Annotated in this window: 24 protein-coding genes and 1 pseudogene; 14 read left to right on the top strand and 11 right to left on the bottom strand. The window is 73.3% G+C overall.

Annotation, left to right across the window (positions count from 1 at the left end; translation table 11 throughout):
• Nucleotides 1-35: 35 nt before the first annotated feature.
• Nucleotides 36-512, bottom strand: coding sequence for a universal stress protein (locus tag ASG36_RS19750; protein WP_055768264.1), 477 nt, complete (start codon nucleotides 510-512; stop codon nucleotides 36-38).
• Between the two features lie 36 nt (nucleotides 513-548).
• On the opposite strand from ASG36_RS19750, the gene ASG36_RS19755 reads away from it, so the two are divergent.
• On the top strand, nucleotides 549-746 hold the full coding sequence (locus ASG36_RS19755) for a hypothetical protein (RefSeq protein ID WP_055768267.1): 198 nt from the start codon (nucleotides 549-551) through the stop codon (nucleotides 744-746).
• A gap of 91 nt (nucleotides 747-837) precedes the next feature.
• Here ASG36_RS19755 and ASG36_RS21650 read toward each other — a convergent pair whose 3' ends face one another.
• Nucleotides 838-1,188: a SpoIIE family protein phosphatase gene (locus ASG36_RS21650; protein ID WP_162245215.1), complete on the bottom strand. Its 351-nt coding sequence runs from the start codon at nucleotides 1,186-1,188 to the stop codon at nucleotides 838-840.
• A 141-nt stretch (nucleotides 1,189-1,329) separates the two neighbouring features.
• Nucleotides 1,330-1,890 carry a TetR/AcrR family transcriptional regulator gene (locus ASG36_RS19765; protein WP_055768273.1) on the bottom strand — a complete coding sequence of 187 codons (561 nt, stop codon included), beginning with the start codon at nucleotides 1,888-1,890 and terminating at the stop codon, nucleotides 1,330-1,332.
• 74 nt (nucleotides 1,891-1,964) lie between these two features.
• On the opposite strand from ASG36_RS19765, the gene ASG36_RS19770 reads away from it, so the two are divergent.
• A complete protein-coding gene (locus tag ASG36_RS19770; RefSeq protein ID WP_055768276.1) occupies nucleotides 1,965-2,663 on the top strand; it encodes an alpha/beta fold hydrolase in 699 nt (232 codons plus the stop codon).
• 47 nt (nucleotides 2,664-2,710) lie between these two features.
• Here the strand turns inward: ASG36_RS19770 and ASG36_RS19775 are convergent, their stop codons facing one another.
• Nucleotides 2,711-3,160, bottom strand: a complete 450-nt coding sequence (locus ASG36_RS19775) for a MarR family winged helix-turn-helix transcriptional regulator (RefSeq protein ID WP_055768279.1) — start codon at nucleotides 3,158-3,160, stop codon at nucleotides 2,711-2,713.
• Nucleotides 3,161-3,221: 61 nt separating this feature from the next.
• On the opposite strand from ASG36_RS19775, the gene ASG36_RS19780 reads away from it, so the two are divergent.
• Nucleotides 3,222-3,602 (top strand): VOC family protein, encoded by a 381-nt coding sequence (locus ASG36_RS19780; RefSeq protein WP_055768282.1) that lies wholly within the window; start codon nucleotides 3,222-3,224, stop codon nucleotides 3,600-3,602.
• Between the two features lie 13 nt (nucleotides 3,603-3,615).
• Here ASG36_RS19780 and ASG36_RS19785 read toward each other — a convergent pair whose 3' ends face one another.
• On the bottom strand, nucleotides 3,616-4,017 hold the full coding sequence (locus ASG36_RS19785) for a VOC family protein (RefSeq protein ID WP_055768285.1): 402 nt from the start codon (nucleotides 4,015-4,017) through the stop codon (nucleotides 3,616-3,618).
• 334 nt (nucleotides 4,018-4,351) lie between these two features.
• Here ASG36_RS19785 and ASG36_RS19790 point away from each other — a divergent pair.
• The 3 genes and pseudogenes from ASG36_RS19790 to ASG36_RS19795 form a co-directional block, all read left to right on the top strand.
• On the top strand, nucleotides 4,352-5,382 hold a 1,031-nt coding region (locus tag ASG36_RS19790; protein ID WP_235495348.1), incomplete at its 3' end, for an HNH endonuclease signature motif containing protein.
• A 1-nt stretch (nucleotide 5,383) separates the two neighbouring features.
• A pseudogene (locus tag ASG36_RS23115) lies at nucleotides 5,384-5,584 on the top strand (hypothetical protein); the annotation flags it as partial.
• 48 nt (nucleotides 5,585-5,632) lie between these two features.
• Entirely contained in the window at nucleotides 5,633-6,247 is a 615-nt protein-coding gene (locus ASG36_RS19795) for an ANTAR domain-containing protein (protein WP_055768290.1), read from the top strand.
• Nucleotides 6,248-6,257: 10 nt separating this feature from the next.
• Here ASG36_RS19795 and ASG36_RS19800 read toward each other — a convergent pair whose 3' ends face one another.
• Nucleotides 6,258-6,635, bottom strand: a complete 378-nt coding sequence (locus ASG36_RS19800) for a helix-turn-helix transcriptional regulator (RefSeq protein WP_235495319.1) — start codon at nucleotides 6,633-6,635, stop codon at nucleotides 6,258-6,260.
• Nucleotides 6,636-6,733: 98 nt separating this feature from the next.
• On the opposite strand from ASG36_RS19800, the gene arsB reads away from it, so the two are divergent.
• The 5 genes from arsB to ASG36_RS19825 all read left to right on the top strand — a co-directional run bounded on the left by arsB (nucleotide 6,734) and on the right by ASG36_RS19825 (nucleotide 10,289).
• On the top strand, nucleotides 6,734-7,867 hold the full coding sequence (gene arsB / locus ASG36_RS19805) for an ACR3 family arsenite efflux transporter (RefSeq protein ID WP_055768292.1): 1,134 nt from the start codon (nucleotides 6,734-6,736) through the stop codon (nucleotides 7,865-7,867).
• Complete coding sequence (locus tag ASG36_RS19810) at nucleotides 7,864-8,292, top strand: low molecular weight phosphatase family protein (protein WP_235495321.1); 429 nt, start codon at nucleotides 7,864-7,866, stop codon at nucleotides 8,290-8,292. The genes arsB and ASG36_RS19810 overlap by 4 nt, the downstream gene beginning before the upstream one ends.
• Before the next feature lie 62 nt (nucleotides 8,293-8,354).
• Complete coding sequence (locus ASG36_RS19815; RefSeq protein WP_304437808.1) at nucleotides 8,355-8,702, top strand: metalloregulator ArsR/SmtB family transcription factor; 348 nt, start codon at nucleotides 8,355-8,357, stop codon at nucleotides 8,700-8,702.
• Complete coding sequence (locus ASG36_RS19820; RefSeq protein WP_055768298.1) at nucleotides 8,699-9,742, top strand: cation diffusion facilitator family transporter; 1,044 nt, start codon at nucleotides 8,699-8,701, stop codon at nucleotides 9,740-9,742. Before ASG36_RS19815 ends, ASG36_RS19820 begins: the two co-directional genes overlap by 4 nt.
• A gap of 88 nt (nucleotides 9,743-9,830) precedes the next feature.
• Complete coding sequence (locus tag ASG36_RS19825; RefSeq protein ID WP_055768301.1) at nucleotides 9,831-10,289, top strand: DUF6855 family protein; 459 nt, start codon at nucleotides 9,831-9,833, stop codon at nucleotides 10,287-10,289.
• Nucleotides 10,290-10,350: 61 nt separating this feature from the next.
• Here the strand turns inward: ASG36_RS19825 and ASG36_RS19830 are convergent, their stop codons facing one another.
• The 5 genes from ASG36_RS19830 to kdpF all read right to left on the bottom strand — a co-directional run bounded on the left by ASG36_RS19830 (nucleotide 10,351) and on the right by kdpF (nucleotide 15,505).
• The gene (locus ASG36_RS19830; protein WP_055768303.1) at nucleotides 10,351-10,560 is read right to left on the bottom strand and encodes a molybdopterin-binding protein; all 210 of its coding nucleotides are present in this window, start codon (nucleotides 10,558-10,560) and stop codon (nucleotides 10,351-10,353) included.
• Nucleotides 10,561-10,972: 412 nt separating this feature from the next.
• Nucleotides 10,973-11,575 (bottom strand): potassium-transporting ATPase subunit KdpC, encoded by a 603-nt coding sequence (gene kdpC / locus ASG36_RS19835; protein ID WP_055768307.1) that lies wholly within the window; start codon nucleotides 11,573-11,575, stop codon nucleotides 10,973-10,975.
• A complete protein-coding gene (gene kdpB / locus ASG36_RS19840) occupies nucleotides 11,575-13,632 on the bottom strand; it encodes a potassium-transporting ATPase subunit KdpB (protein WP_055768311.1) in 2,058 nt (685 codons plus the stop codon). Before kdpB ends, kdpC begins: the two co-directional genes overlap by 1 nt.
• The gene (kdpA, locus tag ASG36_RS19845; protein WP_055768314.1) at nucleotides 13,629-15,290 is read right to left on the bottom strand and encodes a potassium-transporting ATPase subunit KdpA; all 1,662 of its coding nucleotides are present in this window, start codon (nucleotides 15,288-15,290) and stop codon (nucleotides 13,629-13,631) included. The genes kdpB and kdpA overlap by 4 nt, the downstream gene beginning before the upstream one ends.
• Nucleotides 15,290-15,505 (bottom strand): K(+)-transporting ATPase subunit F, encoded by a 216-nt coding sequence (gene kdpF, locus ASG36_RS23120; RefSeq protein WP_200944590.1) that lies wholly within the window; start codon nucleotides 15,503-15,505, stop codon nucleotides 15,290-15,292. Before kdpF ends, kdpA begins: the two co-directional genes overlap by 1 nt.
• A 183-nt stretch (nucleotides 15,506-15,688) precedes the next feature.
• On the opposite strand from kdpF, the gene ASG36_RS19850 reads away from it, so the two are divergent.
• The 3 genes from ASG36_RS19850 (at nucleotide 15,689) to ASG36_RS19860 (ending at nucleotide 20,953) form a co-directional block, all read left to right on the top strand.
• Complete coding sequence (locus ASG36_RS19850; protein WP_055768317.1) at nucleotides 15,689-18,205, top strand: DUF4118 domain-containing protein; 2,517 nt, start codon at nucleotides 15,689-15,691, stop codon at nucleotides 18,203-18,205.
• A complete protein-coding gene (locus ASG36_RS19855) occupies nucleotides 18,202-18,876 on the top strand; it encodes a response regulator (RefSeq protein ID WP_055768320.1) in 675 nt (224 codons plus the stop codon). Before ASG36_RS19850 ends, ASG36_RS19855 begins: the two co-directional genes overlap by 4 nt.
• Before the next feature lie 121 nt (nucleotides 18,877-18,997).
• Nucleotides 18,998-20,953: a hypothetical protein gene (locus tag ASG36_RS19860; protein ID WP_055768324.1), complete on the top strand. Its 1,956-nt coding sequence runs from the start codon at nucleotides 18,998-19,000 to the stop codon at nucleotides 20,951-20,953.
• Nucleotides 20,954-21,005: the final 52 nt, after the last annotated feature.

The following is a 21,005-nucleotide window of genomic DNA, read 5'->3' on the forward strand; positions in this document are numbered from 1 at the left end:
GAGCCTGCCAGGTCCCGCCGGGTGGCGGGGACCCGTCATCCCGACGGGCGGGCCGTGCCCGACCGGACGACGGTCACCGGGCAGTGCGCGTGCTCGACCACCTGGTTGCTCACCGAGCCCAGGAGCAGGCCCCGGAACCCACCCCGGCCGCGGGCCCCCACCACCACGAGGTCGGCCGCGGACGAGGCCTCGACCATCGCCCGGGCCGGGGCCGCGTGGACCACCTGGCAGGTCACCTCGACGTCCCGGCCGGCCTGCACCTCGGCGACGTGTCCGCGCAGCTCGGCCGCCACGGACGCCTCCCAGTCGGCCAACGGCGGCACGAACCCGGGCGTCGCCGACGCCGGCCGGGGGCAGCTGGTCATCGACCAGGCGCGCACCACGTGCACGGGCCAGTGCCCACGGGCGGCCACGGTGAGCGCCCAGGCCAGCGCCTCCTGCGCGCACCGCGAGCCGTCGTGGCCGACCACCATCCCACCGGGCACCTCGGCGTGTTCGCGGACATCGCTCACGGTTCTCCTCACGGTCGTCCACCCCAGCGGTGGAGCATGCTGACCACGCTGTCCGGCGGCGACCACCCGGGCCAGGGTCGGAGGTCCCGGGACCCCGGCTCGACCTGGGACGGGAGCCTCCGGACCCCCCGGGCCCCTCGGCGCCTCCCGGTGCTGGTGGTGCTCGAGGACGGCGGGGTGACCGTCGCCCGGGCCGACGCGGTCACCAGGCCCCAGGTCGTCGTCCGGTTCTGATCCTCGGCCCACACCTCGGGGTGCGGGCGGGAGCTGCAGACCCACCTGGCGCCTGTCGGTCGGTGCACCGGACGGCGGCTCGCTCGCCCGCTCAGTGCAGCGTGAGGCTGATGCAGGCCACGTCGTCTAGCCGGTTGTCGGCCAGCGTCATCGCCGCGCGGGTGACGGCCGAGGGGTCCGGCCGCGGGCCCGGGGCCGCCAGCAGCGCGAGGAGGTCGGCGGTGCCCTCGTCCAGGTCGGCCCCGCGGTGCTCGACCAGCCCGTCGGTGTAGGCCAGCACCAGGGTCCCCCGGGGGACGTCGACCACCGTGGAGGACCGGGTCCGTTCGGTGGTGACGCCGAGCATCAGCCCGCGCACCTGGTCTAGCTGCCGGACGGCGCCGTCGGGCGCACATGCGGACGGACAAGGGGGCAGCGCGCCTCTCTCGGGCGAGAGGTGCACGGACTCACGAGGGCACGCGCAGTCGTGTCGACGGGTCCGGACACGACCACGACCCTCGCTCTTGGAGCCGCTGTCGATCAGTAGAGCAGACCCGACACACCCGGGACAGCGGCCACGTCGCCGAACGCGGCCGGCCGGCCCTCATCCCCTGGTCGGTCCTGTCGGCAGCGAGCCCAGGAAGTCCTCGAACGCGGCGTCCACCCGGCTGCGGTCACCGGTGGTGGTCAGGTCCATCACCAGCCCACGGATGACGGCGAGGACCAGCGTGGCGAGCTCAGGTCGACCCAGAGCGGCCAGACCCTCCTCCAGGGGGGCGAACCAGTCCGTGGTGGCCTCCCGGCGGAAGCCGGGCCACAGCTGCTGCGCCGGGTCCTCGCGGAGCCGGTCGAACACGGCCAGGTAGCGCTGACCGGAGCTGCCGGTGATCCCGGTCCAGGCGCGGGCCAGCGTCGTCCGGTAGTCCTCCCCCGCGCGGGCCCGGAGCAGGTTCCCCCAGTCCTCCCGCTGGCGCAGCCGCGCCTGCCGCAGCACCGCACGCAGGAGCTCCTGCTGCGTGCCGAAATGGTACAGCAGCATCCGGGGCGACGTGCCCGCGGCGTCGGCCAGCGGCTGCAGCCGGTCGGGCACCCCGTGGTCGAGCACGTGGTCGGTGAGGGCCTCGAGCAACCGCTGTCGGATCTCGGGCTGCCTGCGTCGTCCCACGCCGGCACGTTTTCACGTAACGGTCGGTACGTCTAGCGTTCCCCAGAAGACGGCCCGACGGTGGAGGAGACCCGATGCGCATCGTGTTCGTGCACGGCGCCTGTGTGCGCGACGGGGCCTGGTGGTGGCACCGCACCGACGAGCTGCTGCAGCGCCACGGGGTGGTCAGCCTCGCGCCCGCCCTGCCCAGCTGTGGCGAGACCGGCCGGGCGGCCGGACCGGACGGCCCCGGACTGGCCGAGGACGTCGCGGCCGTCCGGGCGGTGCTCCAGGGCAGCGACGAGCCCACGGTCGTGGTCGCCCACAGCTACGGCGGGATCGTGACCGCCGAGGCCGCCGCCGGGGTGACCTCGGTACGCCGACTGCTGCTGGTGTCCAGCTACCTGCCCGAGGTCGGGGAGAGCCTCGCGACGTTCGGCGGCCCCGACCCCGCGCCCTTCCTCGACCCCGACGGCGGGTCCGGCACCCTGGGCGTCCGACCGGACTCCCTGGCCGACACCTTCCTGCAGGACTGTCCCGACGTCGTCCCCGCCGCCCTGGAGCGGTTGGCCCGGCAGAGCCTGGGCGTGGTGGGCGCGCCGGTCCGGGCCGCGGCCTGGCACGACGTGCCCACCACGTACCTGGTGTGCACGGGAGACCGGGGCACCCCGGCCTCGGCGCAGCGGGAGTTCGCCCGTCGCGCCGACGAGGTCGTCGAGCTGGACGCCGGGCACCACCCCTTCCTGTCCCGCCCGCAGGCGGTCGCCGACCTGCTGCTGGACCGCCGGGACTGACCCGCGTCCGCGCGCCGCCGCCGGGGCACCGACCGACGGCGGTCGGGTCAGTCGCCCTCGACGGGGCCGGCGAGTGCCGTGACGCAGGTGCGCAGGTCGGCCAGCAGCCGCCTCCGGTCGCGGTCCGGCAGCGCCTGGACCATCCGGGTCTCGACGGCGGCGACGGCCCGGCTGGCCTCGGCGAGCACCGCCGCCCCCCGCCGGGTGAGGCCGGCGGGCAGCGCCCGACCGTGGGGTGCGGACTCCGGGCGCTCCACCAGGCCCCGGTCCTGCAGGCCCTGCAGCAGGGTCTGCATCGACTGCCGTGTCACGAAGACCCCACGGGCCAGCTCCGACCCGGACAACCCGGGTCGTTGACCGAGGAGCTCGAGGCAGGAGTACTGGGAGACGGTCAGCCCCAGGGGGTCCAGGGCGGTGTCCATCGCACCCCTCAGCGCCGAGGAGGCCTGCTTGAGGGCGTAGCCGACGGAGTTCTCCAGGTCCACCTCTTGCGCCATGTCAGGAGTCTGACATAGCGTCAGCCGTGTCAGGAACCTGACACTCGACCGAGGAGACGACGTGCCCACTGTGACCGGACCCGACTTCATCGCACTCCAGGTGCGCGACGTGCAGCGCGCCGCGGAGTTCTACGAGACCCACCTCGGCCTGACCCGGGCCCCGGCCGGCCCTCCCGGGGCGGTCGTGTTCACCACCAGCCCGATCGCCTTCGCCGTCCGGGAGCCCCTCCCCGGCCTCGACCTGGACGCGGTCAGCCCCCGACCCGGGGCCGGGGTCGCCCTCTGGCTGGCCGCCGACGACGCCCAGGGCCTGCACGACCACCTCGCCGCCCAGCAGGTCCCGGTCCTGGTCGCCCCGTTCGACTCGCCGTTCGGCCGCACCTTCACCTTCAGCGACCCCGACGGCTACGCGATCACCGTGCACCAGGCGGCCCCGGCCTGACCGGCCGCGGGGATCAGGCCGGGGGCGCGAAGAACTCCAGGGCGATGCCGTCGGGGTCGGTGAACGAGACGCCCGAGCCGTAGTGGGCGTCGACGATGCCGCCGTGCGGGATGCCGAGCTCGTCCAGCCGGGCGGCCTGCTGCTCGAGGGCGGCCCGGTCCGCACAGGCGAACGCGACGTGGTCCATGCCGGTGCGCCGGGCGTCGAAGGCGTCGGTGGTCTGCTCGGCACCGTGGGTGTGCAGGCCGAACAGCGAGCCGCCGTCGAGGGCGAAGACCGTGTGGTGGAAACCGCCGGTGGTCTCGTCCTCGTCCAGCACCGCGCCCGCGCCGAAGAGCCGGGAGTACCAGTCGGTGGAGCGGGCCAGGTCGGTGACGGTCACCGCGACGTGGGCGATCGGGGGGAAGGACGGCACGGGAGGACCTCCGGACGACGGTGTTCGGGACGGCCCCCACTGGACTCCCTCCTGGGCCCGGCCACAACTGCCCGACCGGGCAGGGCCGGTGACCGCGAGGACCCGGTGCCGCCGCAGCGACACGATGGGTGACGACGCGACAGCAACCCATCCACACCCCCTCTGAGCTGGCCATTCCCCTCGCTCTGTCCGTCCGCCCGCGGTAGACTTCGAACGCCTGATCGAACGCCTGGGAGGTGTCGTGAGCGAGCTGCGGTCCGCCGTCGACGCCCTCGCGGCCGACGACCTGCACGGGTTGGTGGACGGTCAGCTGCTGGACCGGACGGCGGATCTGGTGCAGTCGATCAACCGGCTGAGCGCGGAGTTGACCCGCACTGTCCGGCACGCTGACGTGGTCGGGGCTGCCGAGCACGACGGGCTGAGGACGTTGCAGTCGTTGCTGCGCGGGCACCACCACTTCTCGACCGGGTCAGCTGCTGCAGTGGTGAAGGCCGGTCGGGTGTTGGAGCACCTGCCACGGTTGGAGGCGGCGTTCGCCGACGGGATGGTCACTGCTGCGCAGGTCGGTGTCGTGGCTGACGCGCTGCGGCCGTGTGACATCGCGGCGGCTGCCGAGCAGGACATCGATCTCGATGCCTTCGACGGGGCCTGGACCGAGATCGCGCGGACCCTTCCGCACGCGAAGCTCGCCACTGCGGTGAACGCGTTCCGCAACGCCCTGGACCCCGACGGCCCGGAGCCCGACCCGACCGAGGAGCGCCGCTTCACCATGACCCGGCACGCCAACGGCTCCGGGTCCGGCCGCTTCGACCTCGACGCCGTGGGCTTCGAGAAGGTCCAGGCCGTCATCGAGTCGATCGTGCAGGCCGACCGTCCCCTCGGAGACCTGCGGAACCGGGCCCAACAGCAGGCCGATGCGCTGGTCCAGTGGGCTGACAACACCCTGGCCGCCGGCGACCTGCCGTTCCTGCGCACGGTCAAGCCGCAGGTGGTGGTCACCATCGACCTGGAGGATCTGGTCGACCCCGCGACTGGTCACGACACGGCGACCACCGGCTTCGGCGCGACCATCTCCGCGGCGAGGGCCCGGTGGATCGCCTGCGACTCCGCGGTCACCCGCATCGTGATGGGCCCCGACGGGCTCCCCCTCGACGTCGGCCGCACCAAACGGGTCGTCCCACCCCACATCCGCAAGGCCGTGGAGGCCCGGGACGGGCACTGCGTGTTCGCCGGCTGCCACGCCCCCACCCACTGGTGCGACGTGCACCACCTGGCCGAGTGGCTCCGCGACGGTGGAGACACGAGCGTGGAGAACTCGGCGCTGCTCTGCGAACGCCACCACACGAAGGTCCACCACGGGTTCCGNCACCACCTGGCCGAGTGGCTCCGCGACGGTGGAGACACGAGCGTGGAGAACTCGGCGCTGCTCTGCGAACGCCACCACACGAAGGTCCACCACGGGTTCCGCGTCGAACGCGACGACGGAGCACCACCCGGGAGACGCTGGCGCACGTACCGACCCGACGGCACGGAGATCGTCCTCGACCGGCCGATGCTCGACCACTGAGCCCCCGACGACGACCCGTCGTCCACCGGGTGGCCGTACGTTCGACAGATGACGCCGGACGAGCAGGGCGCGGCCAGCGACAACGACCTCGGCTCGGTGATGAGCCGGGTGGCCCGCCAGCTGCAGGAGGAGCACGGCGACACCGACGCCACCCTGCAGGCCATCACCACCGCGGCGGTGTCGGTGGTGCCGCACGTCCAGGACTGCGGCATCAGCTTCGTCATCGGCCGCACGACCGTCGAGGCCCGCGCCTGGAGCAGCGACCTCCCCCGAGAGGTCGACGCCCTGCAGAACCGCCTCCAGCAGGGTCCGTGCCTGGACGCGGTCTGGGACGAACTGGTCGTCCGGGTGGACGACGTGGCCGGCGACCCGCGCTGGCCGGCCTTCACCGTGGCCGCGGCCGCCGCCGGGGTCGGCAGCATGCTCGCCAGTCACGCCGCGATCGCACTGGCCGGCGCGCAGCGCGAGGAGGGGCTGTACGGCCGGATGACCCACCGCGACGCGATCGGGCAGGCCAAGGGCATCCTGATGGAGCGCTACAAGGTGACCGCCGACGAGGCGTTCGGGCTGCTGGTGCGCTCCTCCTCGGTCACCAACCGCAAGCTGCGCGACATCGCCGACGACCTCGCCTCCACCGGCACCCTGCCCACCGACCGGCACTGAGGGCGACGGTCTAGGCCCGTGCCAGCCGCCCCAGGCCGGGCAGTGCGGCCACCGCACGCTCGACGGCGTCGGGCACCAGGGAGTACCAGGTCCACACCCCGCGCTTCTCCCCGTCCAGGAAACCCGCCTCGACCAGCACCTTGAGGTGGTGGGACACGGTGGGCTGGGACAACCCGAGGGGCTCGGTGAGGTCGCAGGCGCAGGCCGCCGCGGTGGGGCTGTCGGCGACCAGCGACAGGAGCCGCAACCGGGCCGGATCGGCCAGGGCCTTGAGCACCCGGGCCAGCTCGACGGCCTCCTCGGCGGGCATGCCACCGCTCAGCGGACCGGCGGAGCAGCTGCCGTCGACCAGCAGGGGGAGCTCCGGCCTCGTCCCGTTGCTGTCCACGCCGCCATCGTGACGGACGGATTGACGTCTGTCGATGCCTCGGGCACAGTCGCCGTCGGATCGACAGGCGTCGATCCCTCCTGTCGAGAGGCCCCCGCATGAGCGACCCCGTCCGCGAGACCGCCCGTCCGGGCACCGACATGAAGACCCCGGTGCTGGCCCGGCTGTCCACGCTGGACCGGTTCCTGCCGGTGTGGATCGTCGCCGCGATGGCCCTGGGCCTGCTGCTGGGCCGGTTCGTCCCCGGACTGGTCACCGCACTCGGGGCGGTGGAGGTCGGGGACGTGAGCCTGCCGATCGCCATCGGGCTGTTGCTGATGATGTACCCGGTGCTCGCCAAGGTGCGCTACGACCAGCTGGACCGGGTCACCGGGGACCGCAGGCTGCTCCTGGCCTCGCTCGGTCTCAACTGGGTCCTCGGGCCGGCGCTGATGTTCCTTCTGGCCTGGGTCCTGCTGCCCGACCTGCCGGAGTACCGGACCGGCCTGATCATCGTCGGCCTGGCCCGCTGCATCGCGATGGTGCTCATCTGGAACGACCTGTCGTGCGGTGACCGGGAGGCCGCCGCGGTGCTGGTCGCGATCAACTCGGTGTTCCAGATCGTCGCCTTCGCGGCGCTGGGCTGGTTCTACCTGCAGCTCCTGCCCAACTGGCTGGGCCTGTCGACCACCTCGGCGGAGTTCAGCGTCGGGGCGATCGTGGTCTCGGTGCTGGTGTTCCTCGGCATCCCCCTGGTCGCCGGGTTCCTGACCCGCACGATCGGGGAGCGCACGAAGGGCCGCGACTGGTACGAGGGCCGCTTCCTCCCCAAGATCGGGCCCATCGCGCTCTACGGGCTGCTGTTCACCATCGTGATGCTCTTCGCGCTGCAGGGTGACGCGATCACCTCCCAGCCGTGGGACGTCGTCCGGATCGCGCTGCCGCTGCTGGCCTACTTCGCGCTGATGTTCGGCGGGTCGTTCCTGCTGGGCATGCGCCTGCGGCTGGGCTACGCCAAGACGGCGACGCTGGCCTTCACCGCCGCCGGCAACAACTTCGAGCTGGCCATCGCCGTGGCGATCGGCACCTTCGGGGTCACCTCCGGACAGGCGCTGGCCGGGGTCGTGGGCCCGCTGATCGAGGTGCCCGTCCTGGTCGCGCTGGTCTACGTGTCGCTGTGGGCGGCCCGGCGGTGGTTCCCCGGGGACCCCACGGCCCCGGTGCCGGCGCAGACCGGGGAGACCCGGTCGTGACCCCGGGCGTGCTGTTCGTCTGCGCCCGCAACGGCGGCAAGTCCCAGATGGCCGCCGGGCTGATGCGCGCCGCTGCTCCCGGGGTTGCCGTGGAGTCCGCCGGCACCGACCCGGGCACGACGCTCAACGCCCAGTCGGTCGCCTCGCTCGCCGAGGTCGGGGTGGACGTCTCCGACGGCGTGCCCAAGCCGGTCACCGCCGAGCTCCTCGCGGCTGCCGACGTCGTCGTCACCCTGGGCCGTGAGGCCCGGATCGACCTGGAGCTCGTCCGGGGCGCGGCCGGCACCAGGTTCGAGACGTGGGTGACCGACGAACCGTCCGCCCGGGGCATCGAGGGCATGGACCGGATGCGCCTGGTCCGCGACGACATCGCCGCCCGGGTCGCCGACCTCGCCGCACGTCTCGGTGTCCGCACGTCTGGCTGAGCTAGTGTCTGCGTATGCGTGCGGAGAACCAGAGAGACACGGGTCCCCTGCCCGAGGAGCAGGTGGACCTCGCGGTCGAGGTGTTCCGGATGCTGTCCGACGCCACCCGGATCCAGCTGCTGTGGGCCCTCATCGACCGAGAGCTGTCGGTCAACGAGCTCGCCGCGCAGGTGGGCAAGACCCCCGCCTCGGTCTCCCAGCACCTGGCCAAGCTGCGGATGACCCGGCTCGTGCACACCCGGCGGGAGGGGACGTCGGTGTTCTACCGGCTGGAGAACGACCACATCGCCCAGCTGGTCACCGACGCCGTCTACAACGCCGACCACGCCACCGCCGCCGTCCCCGACCACCACCGCGCCGACACCGACGTCACACTCCTCACCGCCCGCGACGAGAGCACCGGACGGTGACCAGGCCGAGCGAGCGCCACCACGGCCACGAGCACCCGCACGACCACCCGACCGGCCTGAAGGGGCTCGTGCTGGGGCTGCTCCGCCCGCACAGCCACGACTCCGCCGACTCGATCGACGCAGCGCTGGAGTCCAGCGCCGCAGGCATCCGCGCACTCAAGGTCAGCCTGCTCGTGCTGCTGGCCACCGCGCTCGCCCAGGCGGCGGTCGTCTGGACCAGCGGGTCGACCGCGCTGTTGGCCGACACCGTGCACAACGTCTCCGACGCACTGACCGCCGTCCCGCTGTGGATCGCGTTCCTGCTCGGCCGCCGCGCCGCCTCCCGCCGGTACACCTACGGCTACGACCGGGCCGAAGACCTCGCGGGCGTGTTCATCGTCCTGATGATCGCTCTGTCCGCGGTCCTGGCCGGGTACGAGTCCGTCCGGCGGCTCCTGGACCCCCAGCCGCTCAGCCACGTCGGTCTCGTCATCGCCGCCGGCCTCATCGGGGCCGTGGGCAACGAGGTGGTCGCGGTCTACCGCATCCGGATCGGGCGCAGGATCGGCTCGGCCGCACTCGTCGCCGACGGCCTGCACGCCCGCACCGACGGGCTCACCTCGCTGGCCGTCGTCGTCGGTGCCCTCGGGGTCCTCGCCGGGTTCCCCCTGGCCGACCCGCTCGTGGGCCTGGCCATCACCGTCGCGATCCTCGTCGTCCTCAGGGGCGCCGCCACCGACGTCTGGCGCCGGCTGATGGACGCCGTCGACCCGGAGGTCGTCGACGCCGCCGAGGCCGGCATCCGGGCGACCCCCGGCGTCCTGGACGTCGAACGGCTGCGGCTGCGCTGGACCGGGCACCGCCTGCGAGCCGAGGCCGCCGTCACCGTGGACCCGGCCCTGAGCGTCGTCGCCGGCCACGACATCGCCGTCGAGGTCCACCACCGGCTGCTCCACGACGTCCCCCAGCTCGTCGACGCGACGGTCCACGTCGGCCCCGCCGGGCACGAGAGGGACCCGCACCACCGCCTGGCGCACCACGCGCCCGGGCACCCCGGCTGAGACCCGGGCCTCCCCCGCCTCGACACGGTCCCATCGGGCAGGACCTCCGACCCTGGGCACGGGGCCGGTCCCCCCGGAAGGTCCGGGCATGGAGCACGAGACACGCACCGAGGACACCCTCCCCCGCGCGACGGCGGAGGGGTCCGGGACACCAGGGAGCCCCTGGGTGCTCGCCACCGCGGCGGGGACGTCGTCCTACACGGCGTTCCTGGACGTGGAGCCCGACCCGGCCGAACTCCCCTGCCGGGTGGGCTCCACGACGCTGCGGTACCGGGCCCGGATCGTCGAGGACCTCCACGCCTGGTTGCTGGATCAGCAGGGGTGGGTCCCGCTCGGGGCGGCCGACGAGGGGAAGACACCCGTCCCCGGGACCGTCGAGGCGTGGGGCAGGTCCACGACGAACCCCGTGGGCGGCTGGTACGGACTGCGCACGGGGTACCGCGGACGCGTCGGTGCCTACCTGCCACCCCTGCTCGAGGCGCTCGGCCTGGCGGAACTGAGCCACCGCTCCCGCGGCAACGAGGTCCGGGCGCTGCCCCGCCGGTGATCCCGCTGGTGGGGCAGCGCGCGGCGGTTCCGAGCGGGGTCGAGGTGGGGTCGGACGGAGGTCAGTCCTCGACGCCGAGCATGACCTCGGTGGACTTCACGAGCGCGACGACCGGGGAGCCGACCGACAGCCCCAGCTCCTCGACGGCCTCCTTGGTGACGGCGGCGGTGACGGTCTGACCGGACACGTCGATCTTCACGGTGGTCATGACCGAGCCGACGGTGATCTCGGTGACGGTGCCGGCGAGCTGGTTGCGGGTGGACAGACGCATGGCGTGCTCCTCGTGCTCGGGGATGGGTGCTGCCGACGGTAGGGGCCGCTGAGCAGGGCCGATGCCCTCCGCTCGGGGGCACCGCGCACCTGCGGTCCCCCTCTGGCACGGCCGCCGCACATCCGGAGGCGGTGAGACCGACACCACGTCTGCCGTTCGACCGACGCAGGACGAGACGTCGGCTCAGGCGCGGGGCCCGCCGCCGAGCAACCGGTCCAGCTCGGGGCCGGCCCGGTCGCAGCCCGCGTCGGAGAGCCGCTGGAGCTGTAGCAGGCGGCCGGCGGCCACGGCACGGGCGGTGAGCAGGTGCCCGGCGTGCAGACAGCCCTCGTCGAGCAGCTCGCTCAGCTCCGCGAGGTGTGGGAGCGCCGCCGACCCCTGTGGGGGTCGGCGGCGCCGTGGGTGCGGTGGCTCAGCCCAGCTGTTCGTCCAGGGCCAGGTTCAGCTCCAGCACGTCCACCGAGGGCGCCCCGATGACGCCCAGGTCCCGGCCCGCGGTCGCCGTGTCGACCAGGGCGGCCACCTCGTCGGCGGACACACCCCGCGCGGTGGCGACCCGCTGGACCTGGATCGCGGCGTACTCCGGGGAGATGTCGGGGTCCAGGCCCGAGGCCGAGGCGGTCACGGCGTCGGCGGGCACGTCGGCCTCGGGGACGCCGTTGAAGGCGGCCACCTCGGTGCGGCGCTCGGCGATCGTGTCGGCGAGCTCGGTGGAGTTCGGGCCCAGGTTGGAGCCCCCGGACGCCGCGCCGTCCCAGTCACCGGCCGAGGGCCGGGACTGGAAGTACTCCGGCAGCGGGTCACCGGACCCGTCGAGGAACCCCTGCCCGAGGAGGGAGGACCCGACGACGGTGCCGTCGGCGCTGGTGACCAGCGACCCGTCGGCCTTCGAGGGCGCGATGACCTGGGCGATCCCGGTCATCAGCAGCGGGTAGACGAGTCCGAGCGCCACGGTGGCGAGGACGACGGCGCGGACGGCGGCCAGCAGCTGGCGGCCCTGACGAGGTGCAGGCATCACGCGATCCCGGGGATGAGGGAGACGAGCAGGTCGATGAGCTTGATCCCGATGAAGGGCAACACGACCCCGCCGAGTCCGTAGACCAGCAGGTTGCGCTGCAGCATCGCCGAGGCCGAGCCGGGGGTGTACTTCACGCCGCGCAGGGCCAGCGGCACCAGCGCCACGATGATCAGGGCGTTGAAGACGACGGCGGAGAGGATCGCCGACTCCGGCGAGCTCAGCCGCATCACGTTGAGGGTGTCCAGGCCGGGGAAGACCGGGGCGAACATCGCGGGCAGGATCGCGAAGTACTTCGCGAGGTCGTTGGCGATGGAGAACGTGGTCAGCGAGCCGCGGGTGATGAGCAGCTGCTTGCCGATGGCCACGATCTCGATGAGCTTCGTCGGGTTCGAGTCGAGGTCGACCATGTTGCCGGCCTCCTTCGCGGCCGACGTGCCGGTGTTCATCGCCACGCCGACGTCGGCCTGGGCCAGCGCCGGGGCGTCGTTGGTGCCGTCGCCGGTCATGGCGACCAGCCGGCCGCCCTCCTGCTCCTTGGCGATGAGGGCGAGCTTGTCCTCCGGCGTGGCCTCGGCGAGCACGTCGTCGACGCCGGCCTCGGCGGCGATGGCGCGGGCGGTGCGCTCGTTGTCCCCGGTGATCATCACGGTGCGGATGCCCATCCGGCGGAGCTCGTCGAAGCGCTCGCGCATGCCCTCCTTGACGACGTCCTTGAGCTCGATGACGCCCAGGACGCGGGCCCGCTCCCCCACCGACTCGGCCAGCAGCAACGGGGTGCCACCGGCAGCGGAGATGCCGTCGACGACGTCGCCGACCTCCGGGGGGATCGGCCCGTCCAGGGAGCGGACCCAGGCCTGCACGGCCCCGGCCGCGCCCTTGCGCAGCTGCCGGCCGTCGGGCAGGTCGACCCCGCTCATCCGGGTCTGCGCGGTGAAGGGCACGAACTCGGCGCCGGGCAGGTCGCTGCGCTCGCGCAGGCCGTAGCCGGTCTTGGCCAGCACGACGATGGAGCGCCCCTCGGGAGTCTCGTCGGCCAGCGAGGCGAGCTGCGCGGCGTCGGCGACCTCGGCGTCCGAGCACCCGCCGACCGGCTGGAAGGACGCCGCCTGCCGGTTGCCCAGCGTGATGGTGCCGGTCTTGTCCAGCAGCAGCGTGCCCACGTCGCCGGCGGCCTCCACGGCGCGCCCGCTCATCGCCAGCACGTTGCGCTGCACGAGCCGGTCCATCCCGGCGATGCCGATGGCCGAGAGCAGCGCCCCGATGGTCGTCGGGATCAGGCAGACGATCAGCGCGATCAGCACGGTGATCGACTGCTCGGCGCCGGAGTAGACCGCGAAGGGCTGCAGGGTCACCACGGCGAGGACGAAGACAATCGTCAGCGAGGACAGCAGGATGTTCAGCGCCGTCTCGTTGGGGGTCTTCTGCCGGGAGGCGCCCTCGACCAGGGCGATCATCCGGTCGACGAAGGTCTCCCCGGGCTTGCTGGTGATCCGCACGACGATCCGGTCCGACAGCACCGTGGTGCCGCCGGTGACCGCCGAGCGGTCACCGCCGGACTCCCTGATCACCGGCGCGGACTCCCCGGTCACCGCGGACTCGTCGACGCTCGCGATGCCCTCGACGACGTCGCCGTCCCCGGGGATCGACTGGCCGGCGACCACGACGACCTCGTCGCCGGGGCGCAGGTCGGCCGAGGCCACCTCGGTGCCGTCGGTGCGGTGGGCGACCGTCGTCGTCCGGGCCTTGCGCAGCGATGCGGCCTGGGCCTTGCCGCGGCCCTCGGCGACGGCCTCGGCGACGTTGGCGAACAGCACGGTCAACCACAGCCAGACCGCGATCAGCCAGCCGAAGACCGTGGGGTCGGTGACGGCCAGCACGGTGGAGAACACCGAGCCCACCCAGACGGTGAAGACGACGGGCTGGCGGACCAGGCCGCGCGGGTCCAGCTTGCGGACGGCGCCGACCAGGGCGGGGCCCCACTGGATCGTGGGCCGACGCGCGGTGGGTGTCTCCGTCGGCGCGTCGGGCCGTTCGGTGACGGGTGAGGCGGTCATGACAGTCCTTCTGCGAGAGGCCCGAGTGCGAGCACCGGGAAGTAGGTGAGGCCGACGACGACGAGCACGACGGCGGTCAGGAGACCGGCGAACAGCGGCCGGTGGGTGGGGAAGGTGCCCTCGGTGACCGGGGCGCGGCCTTGCCTTGCGAGGCTGCCGGCCAGGGCGAGGACCAGGACGATCGGCAGGAAGCGTCCGAAGACCATCGCCAGCCCCAGCGCCGTGTTGTAGAACGGCGTGTTGGCGCTGAGCCCGGCGAACGCGGAGCCGTTGTTGTTGCCGGCGGAGGTGAAGGCGTAGAGCACCTCGCTCAACCCGTGCGGACCGTCGTTGAGCATCCCGGCCTGCCCGGCGGGCACCGCGATCGCGACGGCGGCGCCGACGAGCACGATCGCCGGGGTGGTGAGGATGTAGAGGCTGGCCAGGGTCATCTCCCGGCGGCCCAGCTTCTTGCCCAGGTACTCCGGCGTCCGCCCGACCATCAGGCCGGAGACGAAGACGGCGACGACGGCGAGCACGAGCATCCCGTAGAGGCCCGAGCCCACACCGCCGGGCGCGACCTCGCCCAGCATCATGTTGAACAGCGTCACCATCCCGCCCAGCGGGGTGAGGCTGTCGTGCTGGGCGTTGATGGCGCCGGTCGAGGTCAGGGTGGTGGACGCGGCGAACAGCGAGGACAGCGGTCCGCCGAAGCGCACCTCCTGACCCTCGAGGGCTCCCCCGGCCAGCTGCGTGGCGGCGCCGCCGGCGCGGGACTGGAAGACGGTGATGAGGGTCAGGGAGACCGTGGCCAGCGTGGCCATGACGCCGAGGATCGCCAGCCCCTGGCGGCGGTCGCCGACCATCTTCCCGAAGGTGCGGGGCAGCGAGAACGGGATCAGCAGGATCAGGAACACCTGGAACAGCGACACCCAGGCCGTCGGGCCCTCGAAGGGGTGTGCGGAGTTGGCGTTGAAGAACCCGCCGCCGTTGGTGCCCAGCTCCTTGATCGCCTCCTGCGAGGCCACCGGCCCGCCGGGGACGAACTGCGACCCCCCGGCCAGCGTGGAGACGTCGGTGCCGGCGGACAGGTTCTGGACGACGCCGCCGAGCACCATCACCACGGTGGCCACGACCGCCAGCGGCAGGAGCAGGCGGGTGATCGACCGCGTGACGTCGACCCAGGCGTTGCCCAGCCGGTCGGTGTCGCGGCGGGCGAACCCGCGGACCACGGCGGCCAGCACGGCCAGCCCGACCGCGGCGGAGAGGAAGTTCTGCACCGCGAGGCCGGCCATCTGGACCAGGTGGCCCATCGTCGACTCACCGGCGTAGCCCTGCCAGTTCGTGTTCGTCACGAAGCTGATCGCGGTGTTCCAGGCCGACCCCGGCTCGACCGCGGCCATCCCGTTGCCCAGCGGCAGCAGCCCCTGGATGCGCTGGAGCAGGTAGAGCACGAGCACGCCGACCAGGGAGAAGGCGAGCACCGCCCGCAGGTAGGTGGGCCAGCGCTGGTCGGACTCGGCGTCCACGCCGACCGCCCGGTAGACCAGCTTCTCCACCCGCCAGTGCCGCGGGCTGGTGTAGACCCGCGCCATCCAGTCACCCAGCGGCTTGTGCACCGCCACGAGGGCGACGACCAGCAGCGCCAGCTGCAGCCACCCGGCTGCCGTCGAGGACATCAGAACCGGTCCGGGAACAGCAGGGACGCCAGCAGGTAGCCGACCAGTCCGATCGCGACCGCCAACCCGATCCAGGTCTCGATCACAGCTTCTCCACCCCGCGCACGGCCAGTGCCAGCAGTCCGAAGACCACCAGCGTCAGCAGCACGTAGACCACGTCGGTCACGACAGTTGCATCCTCGTTCTCGCGCCGTGACCGGCCCGATGCCGATCACCTGCAGCCGGGGACGCTAGGAGCCCGGGACACTCCCTCGGGCCGTCTTGACGTCTTCCTGACACCGACCACCCCGGTCCTTGACGCTCTGCTGACGCCGCAGGCCCGGGGCCGGCCGGGATCCTGACGAGACCTTGACGCCTCAGGCGCGCCGCCAGCTCGGGAGAACGGTGATCATGGGGGCATGGCACGAGGGACCCTGCGGATCTACCTGGGCGCGGCACCGGGGGTCGGGAAGACCTTCGCCGCGCTCGGCGAGGCCCACCGCCGCGCCGACCGGGGCGCCGACGTCGTCGTCGGGCTGGTCGAGACGCACGGTCGGGACCGCACCCGCGGGCAGCTGGAGGGCCTGGAGGTCCTGCCCCGCGCCGAGGTCACCCACCGCGGGGTGACGCTGTCGGAGTTCGACGTCGACGGGGCCCTGCAGCGCCACCCGGAGTGGCTGGTCGTCGACGAGCTCGCGCACACCAACGCCCCGGGGTCCCGCAACGCCCACCGCTGGGAGGACGTCGAGGAGCTCGTCGCGGCCGGCATCAGCGTGATCAGCACCGTCAACGTGCAGCACCTGGCCAGCCTCACCGACGTCGTCGCCCAGATCACCGGCATCACCCAGGGCGAGACGGTGCCCGACGAGGTGGTCCGCCGGGCCGACCAGGTCGAGCTGGTCGACATGAGCCCCGAGGCGCTGCGCCGCCGACTGGCGCACGGCAACGTCTACCCGGCCGAGCGGGTCGACGCCGCCATGGGCAACTGGTTCCGGGTCGGCAACCTGACCGCGCTGCGCGAGCTGGCCCTGCTGTGGCTGGCCGACCGCGTGGACGAGGGTCTGCGCCGCTACCGCGCCGAGCACGACATCGACCACGTCTGGGAGACCCGCGAGCGGGTCGTCGTCGCCCTCACCGGCGGCCCCGAGGGCGAGACGCTCGTGCGACGGGCCGCCCGGGTCGCCCGCCGGCAGGGCGACGGGGTGCTGCTGGCCGTGCACGTGCTGTCCTCCGACGGCCTGACCGGGGCCTCCCCCACCGCGCTGCGCGCCCAGCGGACGCTGGTGGAGTCCCTCGGCGGCACGTACCACCAGGTCGTCGGGGACGACACGTCGGCGGCCCTGCTGGAGTTCGCCCGCAGTGTCGACGCCACCCAGCTGGTGCTGGGCACCTCCCGCCGGTCCCGCTGGGCCCGCGCCCTGCGCGGGGGCATCGGCGGGGACGTGATCGCCGCGTCCGGGGAGATCGACGTGCACATCGTCACCCACGACGCCGCCGGCCCCCGGGGCCTCGCCCTGCCCCCGCTTACCGGGTCCTTGACCGCCCGCCGGCGGTGGATCGGCCTGGCCGTCGCCCTCCTGGGGGTGCCGGCTGTCACCGCGCTCTGCCTGGCGGCGGGGTCGGCCATCTCGCTGGCCAGCATCCTGCTGGTCTTCCTGCTCTTCGTGGTCGCCGTCGCCCTGGTCGGCGGCCTGTACCCGGCGCTGGTCGCGGCGGTCGTCGGCGGACTGGCCGAGAACTGGTTCTTCACCCAGCCCACCGGCCGGCTGACCATCGCCGAGCTGGACGACGTCATCGCCCTGGTCGGCTACCTCGTGGTCGCGGTGGCCGTGGCCACCGTGGTCGACCGCTCCGCCCGCCGGGCCACGGCCGCCGCCCGGTCCCGCGCCGAGACCGCGCTGCTGGCGTCGCTGTCCCGGGCCGTGCTGGCCGGCAACCGCGGTCTGCCCAGCCTGCTGGAGCAGGTGCGAGAGGCGTTCGGGTTGCAGGCGGTGAGCATGGTCGAGGCCGGCTCCGAGACCGGTGCGGCCGCCGTCGTGGCCTCCTGCGGCCACGAGCACGGCCCGACCGAGGACGTCGTCGTCACCGACACGCTGCGGCTGCGGCTGTGCGGACGGTCGCTGACCCCCAGCGACCGGCGGGTGCTGGTCGCCTTCGCCGAGCAGGCCGCGGTGGCCCTGCAGCAGGGCCGGTTGACCACCCAGGCGGCGGAGGCAGCCGAGCTCGCCGCCGGCAACAGCATGCGCACGGCACTGCTCGCCGCGGTGAGCCACGACCTGCGCACCCCGCTCGCCGGCATCAAGATCGCCTCCTCGGCGCTGCGGTCGACCGACCTGGACCTCACCGAGGCCGACCGGGCCGAGCTGGTCGAGACCGTGGACGAGTCCGCCGACCGGCTCACCGGACTGGTCGACAACCTGCTGGACATGAGCCGGCTGCAGGCCGGTGCGGTCACCCCGGTCACCGCCCCGGCCGACCTGGTGAGCGTCGTCCACCGGGCCCTGACCTGGGTCAGCGACCCCAGCCGGATCACCGTCACCGCCCCCGACGACCTGCCCGTCGTCCTCGCCGACCCCGGGCTGCTGGAGCGGGTGGTGGCCAACCTGGCCGACAACGCCGCCCGGCACGCCCCCGACGGGCCGATCACGGTGTCCGCCGGCGCGGTCGCCGACCGGGTCGAGCTGCGCGTCGTGGACCGCGGCCGCGGGGTCGCCGCCGCCGACCGCGCCCGGGTGTTCGCCCCCTTCCAGCGGCTCGGGGACGCCCCCGCCGGGCAGGGCGTCGGCCTCGGGCTGGCCGTGGCCCGCGGGCTCACCGAGGCGATGGGCGGGACCTTGGAGGCCGAGGACACCCCCGGGGGCGGGTTGACGATGGTGCTCGGGCTGCAGGTGGCACCGGTGCACGGTCCCCGCGTGTCGACGGCGGTGGCCCGGTGAGCCGGGTGCTGGTCGTCGACGACGACCGCCAGCTGCTGCGCGCCCTGCGGATCACGCTGTCCGCGGCCGGCCACGAGGTCGTCACCGCACCCGACGGCACCACCGCCCTGCGCGAGGCCGCCTCGGCCCACCCCGACGTGATCGTGCTGGACCTGGGCCTGCCCGACATGGACGGCACCGAGGTGCTGGCGGGGCTGCGGCCCTGGTTCGCCGGGCCGGTGATCGTGCTGTCGGCCCGGGTCGGCAGCAACGACAAGATCGGTGCCCTGGACGCCGGTGCCGACGACTACGTCACCAAGCCCTTCGACATGGCCGAGCTGCTCGCCCGGCTGCGCGCGGCCCTGCGCCGGCGGGTGTCCGAGGGGTCGGACCCGGTGGTGGTCACCGAGCACTTCACCGTCGACCTCGCGGCCCGGCAGGTCCTCGCCGACGGCGTGCCGGTGCGCCTGACCCCGACCGAGTGGGCGCTGCTGGCCGAGCTCGTGCACAACACCGGCCGGCTGGTCTCCCAGCGCCAGCTGCTGCAGTCGGTGTGGGGCCCGGCCTACGAGCGGGAGACCAACTACCTGCGGGTCTACCTGGCCCAGCTGCGCCGCAAGCTGGAGCCCGACCCCTCCCACCCCCGCTACCTGCACACCGAACCGGGGGCCGGCTACCGGTTCACCCCGTGAGTCCCGGGGCCGCAGCCCGATCTTGACGGCATCTTGACGCCCGCCGTCGGTCCGGGGGTCCGGACTGCTCCTACCGTCGCCGACGGGCCACACCGGTGGCCGACCGAGACGGGGAGCAGTGGTGGCGACAGCGACGACGGGTGCACAGGAGGCCCGGCAGCCGGTCCGTGACTGGCTGCTCCAGGACCAGGCGCACCGCGTCGCGGCCCACCCCGGCCCGCACGTGGAGCCCCAGCACGAGGAGCACCGGCGTCCCTGGTGGAAGGTCATGTGCCTCACCGGCGTCGACTACTTCTCCACCCTGGGCTACCAGCCCGGCATCGCCGCGCTGGCCGCCGGCGTCATCTCCCCCATCGCCACCCTGGTGTTGGTCGCGCTGACCCTGCTGGGCGCACTGCCCGTCTACCGCCGCGTGGCCCGCGAGAGCCCCCACGGGGAGGGGTCGATCGCGATGCTGGAGAAGCTGCTGCCCTTCTGGCGCGGGAAGCTCTTCGTGCTGGTGCTGCTCGGGTTCGCCGCCACCGACTTCCTCATCACCATGACCCTGTCGGCCGCCGACGCCACAGCGCACCTGGTGGAGAACCCGCTGCTGCCCGAGGGCCTGGGCGACCACCGGGTGGTCATCACCCTGGTGCTGCTCGCCCTGCTCGGTGCGGTCTTCCTCAAGGGCCTGGGCGAGGCGGTCGGGGTCGCCGTCGCCCTCGTCGGGGTCTACCTGGCGCTGAACCTCGTCGTCGTCCTCGTCGGGCTCTACCAGGTGGCGACGACGTCGGGCCTGGTCACCGACTGGTCGCAGGCGCTCACCACCCAGCACGGCAACCCGTTCATGGTCATCGCGATCGCCCTGATCGTCTTCCCCCGGTTGGCCCTGGGCCTGTCCGGGTTCGAGACCGGCGTCGCCGTCATGCCGCTGGTGCAGGGCGCGCCGACGGACACCGAGGCGCACCCGGCCGGCCGCATCGCCGGCACGAAGAAGCTGCTCACCACCGCCGCGTTGATCATGAGCGGGTTCCTGCTCACCTCCAGCCTGATCACGACCCTGCTCATCCCGCAGGCGGCGTTCCAGCCCGGCGGCGAGGCCAACGGGCGCGCCCTGGCCTACCTGGCCCACGAGTACCTCGGCCCGGTCTTCGGCACGGTCTACGACGTCTCGACGATCGCGATCCTGTGGTTCGCCGGGGCCTCGGCGATGGCCGGCCTGCTCAACATCGTGCCCCGCTACCTGCCCCGCTACGGGATGGCACCGGAGTGGGCCCGCGCCGTCCGGCCGATGGTCCTGGTGCTCACCGCCATCGCGTTCGTGGTCACCTGGCTCTTCGACGCCGACGTCGACGCCCAGGGCGGTGCCTACGCCACCGGCGTCCTGGTGCTCATCACCTCCGCCTCGGTCGCCGTCACCCTCTCCGCCCGGGCCGCCGGTCAGCGCAGGGCGACGGTCGGCTTCGGCGTCGTCGCCGCGGTGTTCATCTACACGACCGTCGCCAACATCGTCGAGCGTCCCGACGGGCTGAAGATCGGGCTGCTCTTCATCGCCGCGATCGTCGCGGTCTCCTTCGTCTCCCGGTCCCGGCGGTCCCTGGAGCTGCGCACGACCGAGGTCTCCTTCGACCCCACGGCCGAGGTGTTCCTGCGCGACTGCCGCCACCGCCGGATCCGGCTGGTCGCCAACGAGCCCGACCGGAGGGACCCGGAGGAGTACCGCGCCAAGCTCGAGCAGATCCGCCGCGACCACGACATCCCCGACGAGGAGGTCGTCTTCGTCGAGGTCACCGTCCGCGACCCCTCCGACTTCGAGAGCCGGCTGGACGTGCGCGGGGAGATCCTGCACGACCGGTACCGGGTGCTCGCGGTCACCGGCTCCTCGGTGCCCAACGCCATCGCCGCCCTGCTGCTGCAGGTCCGCGACCGCAGCGGCACGATCCCGCACGTCTACTTCGAGTGGACCGAGGGCAACCCGCTCACCCAGCTGCTGCGCTTCCTGCTGCTGGGATCCGGCGAGGTCGCCCCGGTCACCCGCGAGGTGCTGCGGGAGGCCGAGCCCGACCGGGCCCGCCGTCCGCACGTGCACGTCGGCTGAGGGCCTGCGGCACGGCGCCGTCCGTGCTGCACCTGTTCTCCGGCGTCGGCGC

This window comes from Geodermatophilus sp. Leaf369 (assembly GCF_001424455.1).
Classification (GTDB): domain Bacteria; phylum Actinomycetota; class Actinomycetes; order Mycobacteriales; family Geodermatophilaceae; genus Klenkia.